Origin of the sequence: Pseudooceanicola lipolyticus, assembly GCF_002786325.1 — a bacterium.
In the GTDB taxonomy this organism is placed as follows: Bacteria; Pseudomonadota; Alphaproteobacteria; order Rhodobacterales; family Rhodobacteraceae; genus Pseudooceanicola_C; species Pseudooceanicola_C lipolyticus.
This window is the reverse complement of the sequence record NZ_PGTB01000183.1, coordinates 1-6,699: the sequence shown is the minus strand read 5'-3', so window position 1 is coordinate 6,699 and position 6,699 is coordinate 1. Positions and strand designations below refer to the sequence as shown.

Below are 6,699 nucleotides of genomic sequence, written 5' to 3'. Positions count from 1 at the left end.
GATCGGGCGCGCGACGCGGCGCGCTGGCCGGGTGAAAACCCGCCTGCTGGGCTTCAACGGACCGCAGGCACAGTCGGCCGATCCGTTTGCCGCCAGCGGCACCCCGGCCGCGGCCGCCCAGAGCGAGTTCCCGGTGGGCTGGCTGGCGGTGGTCAAGGGGCCGGGACGCGGTGCCGCGTTCACGCTGTTTTCCGGCGTTGCCCAGATCGGCCGCGGCCAGGACCAGACCATCGCGCTGGATTTCGGCGACAACAGCATCTCTCGCGAGAACCACGCGGCGGTGGCCTATGACGGCGAACAGCGCAAGTTCTACCTGGGGCATGGCGGCAAGGCGAATCTGGTGCGCCGCAATGACCGGCCGGTGCTGAGCACCGAAGAGCTGAAATCGGGCGACCTGATCCGCATCGGCGAGACGACCCTGCGCTTTGTCGCCTTCTGCGACGAAAGCTTCGACTGGACCGAACAACGCCAAGGCGGCATGCAGCATGCAACCGTCGGCTGAGATCTATTACGATGCCGCCTCGGCGCAGAGCCAGGGGCGACGCGAGCAGCAGGAAGATGCGGTGGTTGCCGATTTTCCTGCCGGTGCCGGTATGGGCTTTGCCGTGCTGTCTGACGGCATGGGCGGCCATGCCGCGGGCGATGTCGCCAGCAAGATCGTGGTCACGGAAATCTTCAGTGAATTGAAGATGCAATCCGGCAATCCCAAGGGATTGGAAGAGGATATTTCCGGCATCTTGCAGGCCGCGGTGCAGAGCGCGAATGACTGTGTGCGCTATCACGCCGAGACCAATCCCGAGACCATGGGCATGGGGGCGACGCTGATCGCGCCGGTGCTGCTGGGCGACCGGCTGTACTGGATTTCGGTTGGGGATTCGCCGCTGTATCTGTATCGCGACGGGCAGCTGGCGCGGCTGAACGAAGATCATTCGATGCTGGCGCAGATCAACTATCTGGTCAGCCACGGGATGATGGAGCGCGAGACCGCGGCCAACCATCCCGACCGGCACGCGCTGACCTCGGTGCTGATCGGCGGCGAGATCGCCAAGATCGACTGCCCCGCGCGCCCGGTGCGGGTGCAGCCCAATGACGTGATCCTGGTGGCCAGCGACGGGTTGCAATACCTGTCCGAGACCCGGATCGCCGAACTGGTCGGGCAGGGCGCCAGCCAGTCCAGCGCCGAGATCGGCGCCGAACTGCTGCGCGCGCTGGAGGATCTGGACGATCCCGACCAGGACAATATCTCGCTCTGCGTGATCCGGGTCAGCGACGATCCCACCTTCGGGCTGGAGACGGTGCCGCCGGCGGCGATGGCCGCCGAGCCCGCGGCCGCGGCGGCAACCGCGGCGCGCAGCCAGATGACCATCGTGGCCGCCGCCTCGCGCAAGCGCAAGGTGGTGACCTATCGCGTGTCGATGGAGCGGTCGGCGTGACTTTGACCAGCCAGATCGAACCGGTTGTCCGGCAATTGCAGGCCGCCTTGGAACGGCGGCAGTTCCCGACGGAATGGCAGCAATGGGGCACCCGGCTGCTGGATCACCTGTGCAAGCCGGTGCAGGTGGCGGTGATGGGGCTGCCCGGCTCGGGCAAGTCGACGCTGATCAACATGATGCTGGGGCGCAGCGTGGTGCCGCGCGGTTCCTGGATCCCGGTGGTCGAGATCGCGCATGGCCCGCAGGAGCGCACCACTTATGAGCTGGAAGACGGCCAATGCCTGCGCTGCGCCGGCGGGCTGGATGCGGCGCAGATGCCCGAAAACGCCATCCGTGCGCGGCTGGAGCTGACCGATCCCGGCCTGACCCGGCAGAACTTTGTCGAGATCGGGCTTCAGGGCGGGTTCGGCCATCAGATGTCGATGGTGAACTGGGTGGTGCAATGGGCCGATATCATCGTCTGGTGTACCGAAGCTTTTGAGGAAGGCGAGGCCAAGCTGTGGGCCAGCGTGCCGGACGAGATCAAGGATCACAGCTTTCTGGTGCTGACCATGGCCGACCGGCAGATGATGCGCGGGGTGCTGCAGGAGCGGATCGAGGCACTGGAACCGGTGGTGTCCGAGGAGTTCCTGGCGCTGTATCCGATCGCCACCGAACAGGCGATCACCGCGCGCTGCGCCGGTCAGGATCTGAACGAGGCGATGTGGAAATCCAGCGGTGGGATGGAGCTGTTCGAGGCGTTGATGCGCCAGGTGAACAACGGCCGCACCGCCGATATGGACCAGGCACGGATGCTGCTGAACCGCTTTGCGCCCGATGCCGGTGACCTGGTCGAAACCGTGGTGCCGGAACCGCCGCGCGCAAAGGCGGCCAAACCCGCGGCCAAGTCCAATGACGAGGTGCTGAGCGATGCGCTGGAACTGCTGCGCAGCAGCGCCGGCAAGCTGCTGGAGGTGCAGGACGGGCAGGGCGAACCGCGCCCCGAGGATGTTCTGGAGAAATGTGTCGGCATCGCTACGGCGCTGAGCGAATTGCTGCAGCAGGCGGGAAGCGGTGATCTGAGCCTGGAGGAGGTGCAGTCGGACGCGCAGGAAAGCGCGGAAATGATGATGCTGTTCCAGCTGGAAAAAGACGAGGACGCGGCGGTGGATGCGGTGACGCTGCTGTTGCAGCTGAAAAAAGAGATCGCTGACAAAGTTCCGGAAGAAGAAAGGCGGATTCAAGGCTGATGCCATCGGCAGGCCCAAATTTAACCACAATTCGGCAAAAGATCCTGAGCATAAATCGGTTCGTTTCAAACGCGTCCAGGCGGGCCGGAGGGATCGGCAAAGCCCGAAGCAAGTACCAAGGTAAACCATGACGACTGCGCCCAGCTTCGACAGTGCGACCCAACTCCGCGCCACGGCGACGCCGGCAAATCTGAGCGCGGGGCTCGAGCTGTTGGCCGAGTTCGCCGAGCGCGCGGCGCGGCTGGACGGGGCGCTGGCCGGGCTGGCCGAGGTGGCGGGTGACGGCACCGCGCGCTCGGTCGAGCGGCTGCGCCGGTCGCTGGCCGAGTTCGAACCCAGCGTGACGCTGCTGGGCCAGGTGAAATCAGGCAAGACCTCGCTGGTGAACGCGATGGCGGGCTGGTCCGACCTGCTGCCTTCGGATGTGAACCCGTGGACATCCGTGGTGACGTCGCTGCATCTGACGCCGGGCCCCAGGCGGGCCGAGATCGGCGCGCGGTTCCGCTTCATGTCGGAGGGCGAATGGGACCGGCTGCTGACCAAGGGCGGGCGCATCGGCGAACTGGCCGGGCGGGCCGGGGCGGAAAGCGAGCTGGAGAAGATCCGCGAACAGATCGAGATGATGCGCGAGAAGTCGCGCCAGCGGCTGGGCAAGAAATTCGAGCTGCTGCTGGGTCAGGAGCATGAATACAGCTTTTTCGACAAGAACCTGGTCGAACGCTATATCTGCCTGGGCGATGATTTCGAGGGCGAGGATGCGGCCGCCGAGGCCGGCGATCAGGGCCGGTTTGCCGATATCACCCGGTCGGCCGACCTGTGGCTGAACTGCAAGACGGTGCCGTTCCGCATGTGCCTGCGCGACACGCCGGGGGTGAATGACACCTTCATGATGCGCGAGCAGGTGACGATCCAGGCGATCCGCGACAGCCGGCTGTGCGTGGTGGTCCTGTCGGCGCATCAGGCGCTCAGCTCGGTCGATATGGGGCTGATCCGGCTGATCTCGAACCTGCGGTCGCGCGACGTGCTGATTTTCGTCAACCGCATCGATGAATTGCAGGACCCGGCCAGACAGATCCCCGAGATCGAGGCGAGCATCCGCCAGACCCTGCAGGATCAGAACGGCCCGACCGAGGCGGCGATCATCTTCGGTAGTGCCTATTGGGCCAACAAGGTGCTGTCGGGCGGCCTGGAAAACATGTCGGACATCAGCAGCAAGGCGCTGCTGAACTATGCCGAGGTGGCGCTGGATGGCAGCGCCGCGGCGGCCGCGTCGCCTTCGGACATGGTCTGGGATCTGTCGGGCCTGCCCGAGCTGTTCCGTCATATCGCCGACCGTGTCGTCAGCGATGGCGGCGAAGCGCAGCTGGCCAAGCTGGCGGGCTCGGCGCTGACCATCGCCAGCAGCCAGAGCGTGGCCGAAACCATCACGCTGGAGGGCACCGGCAACGGCGAACAGCTGAGCGCGGAGGAGATCAGCCGGTTGTTCGGCGAGATCGAACATGCCTTTCGCGCCCGGCTGGAGACCGAGTTCGGCGAGCTGATGACCGCCTATCACCAGCGTGCCGACCGGGCGCATGTCAATTTCATCGAACGGGCCACCCATTCGTTGATCGCGCACCTGGAAAGCCATGGCGAAAAGGAGGTCTGGGAATACAGCCCCACGGGGCTGCGGATGCTGCTGCGGTCGGCCTATAACGTGTTCGGCACCCGCGCGCAGACCCTGACCAATCAGCTGTTCGAAGATCTGGTGGGCGATCTGGCCGAGCTGTATTGCAAGGCCTTCGGCGCGGCGGTGGGCGGCATCCAGATGGGGGTGCCGATGGCGCCCGAAATCCCGTCGCCGGTGGCGCTGGGCCAGACCATCGCGCTGGATTTCCGCGACGGCTGGTGGAAATCCTGGTGGCGCCGCACCCGCGGCTACAAGGCCTTTGCACAGACCTTCAAAAGCCTGATCAGCGCCGAGACCGAAGATTTCATGACCCAGCTGAAGGTGGTGCAGGCCGGCGAGGTGCGCGCCGCCGCAACCCAGGCGCTGTCGGATTACCTGGCCGAACAGCGCGATATCCTGAACGAAATCGCCACCCGGACCGACCGGCCGGCGGATATGCAGCGGCTGTTCTTCGATCAGGAGGCGGTGACGCGGCGGGAAACGCTGCAGACCGCGCTGGACACTTTCACCCGCTATGCCGCGTAAACGGAGGCCATCGCGACCATGGACATGACGCAGAGCGATAGAACCGGGGCCGAGGCGGGCAAGCCGCGTCTGGCGTTGATGGGCGAGTTCAGCGCCGGCAAAAGCACCCTGTCCAACATTCTGCTGGGCGGCCGCGCCCTGCCGATGCGGGTGACCGCCACGCGGCTGCCGCCGGTCTGGGTCTCTTACGGGCCGGACCGGGCCGTCTGTGTCGGCCAAGACGGCAGCGAAACCGAGATCGCGCCGGACCGTCTGGACCAGGTCGACCTGGACCAGACCCGGATGATCCGCCTGCAGATGGAGGCGGATGCGCTGCAGCTGTGTGATCTGATCGACATGCCGGGGATCTCGGATCCGAACATGTCCTCTGGGGTTTGGCAGGCGCTGATCGACGAGGTGGACAGCGTGGTCTGGTGTACCCACGCCACCCAGGCCTGGCGGCAATCCGAGGCGGCGACCTGGGACCAGATCGTTGAGCGCACCAATGGCCGCAACCTGCTGTTGATCTCGCAGATCGACAAGCTGGCCGCGGGGCGCGACCGGGCGCGGGTGCTGGCGCGGGTGCGCAAGGAAACCGCGGGACTGTTTCGCGGCGTCTATCCCGTGGCGCTGCTGGAGGCGCTGAACGCGGGCGACGATGCCGGGCGCTGGGCCGAGAGCGGCGCGGCAGCGTTTATCGAAACGCTGGTCGAGATGCTGATGGAACCACCGGCGCAGGCCGAGGCACCCGTGGAAGAGGCCGAGGCGACAGAGCCCGCGCCGGAGGCGACGCCCGCGGCCGCGGAGACCGGTGATCGCATCCTGCCCAAGCGGGTGAAGGCGAACCGGGCACTGCCGCCGCGCGCCCGGTTGCAACCGCGCGAGAAGGAAAGCCTGCTGTTCTGAGCCGCATTGCGGGTTGGGTAGAATGAGTTTGGAAAGGCGAAGGTGAAATGGGACTGGTCGAACGTCTGGATGCGATGCGTGCGGGGGCCGAAGGCTGCCGCCTGGTTGCGTTTGGCGATCTGCGCACGCGCCTGGTGCTGCGGATGAGCGCCGACCGGTCCTGGCCGCAAGAGCGGCTGGACGAGCTGTGCAGCCAGGCGGCCGAATGCTTTGACCGGGCCGATAGCGAGGTGTTCGCGGCAGAATTTTCCGAGGCGCATCTGGACGAGGCGATCATGCTGGCCGCCGATGGCATCCGGCTGTTCATCCGGCCGGAAAACGGTGAATCCGACGTGATCTGCTGTGTTTGCAACGATGCCGCGGCGCTGGCGCCGCTGGCCAGCGCCGCGCGCGCCGTACTGAGCGAGATGTGAGGCCGCGATGGGGATGACCGCACAGATCCGCCCACAAGCCGCGCCACCCGGCAGCGGGCGCCTGGCCGGGGCCATCGGGCGGCTGAGCGCGCGCGACGAGGCCGCCGGCACAGCCAATCCGATCCAGGCGGTGTTGCGCGAGATCGACGAAACCGTATTGCCGCGCCGGATCACCCTGCGCAGCGAAACCGGCGCGGCGGTCGACCTGCTGGTGTCGAACCGCCGGTTATACGCAGTCACGGTCGGCGGCGAAGCCGGCGCCGATCCGTCGGACCCGCAGGAGGCGGCGGGGATCTTCGCACGGCGGTTGAAGGCGGCGCTGGGCCAGGTGCGCAGGGTCACGCTGCACGCGGCGCGGCCCGAGGTGGATCCGGACGTGCAGCACATCGGTTGCACCGCGCAGGCCCTGGCGCAGGCAATCGGCGTGGCCTTCCGCGCAAATACCGCCGCCGGTTTGGAGGAGTTCCTGGCCTGGATCGAGGCCGAGGCGCTGGCCTGGCTGCGGCCCGGCAAAGGGGTGGCGGAACGCAGCGGCGGCGCGGCAG

At 66.6% G+C, this 6,699-nt stretch carries 7 protein-coding genes; all 7 read left to right on the top strand.

Annotated features, from left to right (window positions below; translation table 11 throughout):
- Positions 1–502: FHA domain-containing protein (locus CVM52_RS22325; protein ID WP_133119941.1), on the top strand; the 502-nt coding region annotated here is incomplete at its 5' end.
- A complete protein-coding gene (locus CVM52_RS22320) occupies positions 486–1,433 on the top strand; it encodes a PP2C family protein-serine/threonine phosphatase (RefSeq protein ID WP_100164581.1) in 948 nt (315 codons plus the stop codon). The genes CVM52_RS22325 and CVM52_RS22320, both read left to right, overlap by 17 nt.
- Positions 1,430–2,662 carry a GTPase family protein gene (locus CVM52_RS22315; RefSeq protein WP_133119940.1) on the top strand — a complete coding sequence of 411 codons (1,233 nt, stop codon included), beginning with the start codon at positions 1,430–1,432 and terminating at the stop codon, positions 2,660–2,662. The genes CVM52_RS22320 and CVM52_RS22315 overlap by 4 nt, the downstream gene beginning before the upstream one ends.
- Positions 2,663–2,789: 127 nt before the next feature.
- On the top strand, positions 2,790–4,856 hold the full coding sequence (locus CVM52_RS22310; RefSeq protein ID WP_100164579.1) for a dynamin family protein: 2,067 nt from the start codon (positions 2,790–2,792) through the stop codon (positions 4,854–4,856).
- 18 nt (positions 4,857–4,874) lie between these two features.
- A complete protein-coding gene (locus CVM52_RS22305; RefSeq protein ID WP_100164578.1) occupies positions 4,875–5,741 on the top strand; it encodes a dynamin family protein in 867 nt (288 codons plus the stop codon).
- A 47-nt stretch (positions 5,742–5,788) separates the two neighbouring features.
- Positions 5,789–6,154 carry a hypothetical protein gene (locus CVM52_RS22300; protein WP_100164577.1) on the top strand — a complete coding sequence of 122 codons (366 nt, stop codon included), beginning with the start codon at positions 5,789–5,791 and terminating at the stop codon, positions 6,152–6,154.
- A gap of 13 nt (positions 6,155–6,167) precedes the next feature.
- On the top strand, positions 6,168–6,699 hold a 532-nt coding region (locus tag CVM52_RS27105), incomplete at its 3' end, for a hypothetical protein (RefSeq protein ID WP_172721067.1).

What these genes read in the sequence shown, in the direction of transcription:
- CVM52_RS22305 (WP_100164578.1), top strand. Translation starts at nt 4,875, where the DNA reads ATGGACATGACGCAGAGCGATAGAACCGGGGCCGAGGCGGGCAAGCCG.
- CVM52_RS22300 (WP_100164577.1), top strand. Translation starts at nt 5,789, where the DNA reads ATGGGACTGGTCGAACGTCTGGATGCGATGCGTGCGGGGGCCGAAGGC.
- CVM52_RS22320 (WP_100164581.1), top strand. Translation starts at nt 486, where the DNA reads ATGCAACCGTCGGCTGAGATCTATTACGATGCCGCCTCGGCGCAGAGC.
- CVM52_RS22310 (WP_100164579.1), top strand. Translation starts at nt 2,790, where the DNA reads ATGACGACTGCGCCCAGCTTCGACAGTGCGACCCAACTCCGCGCCACG.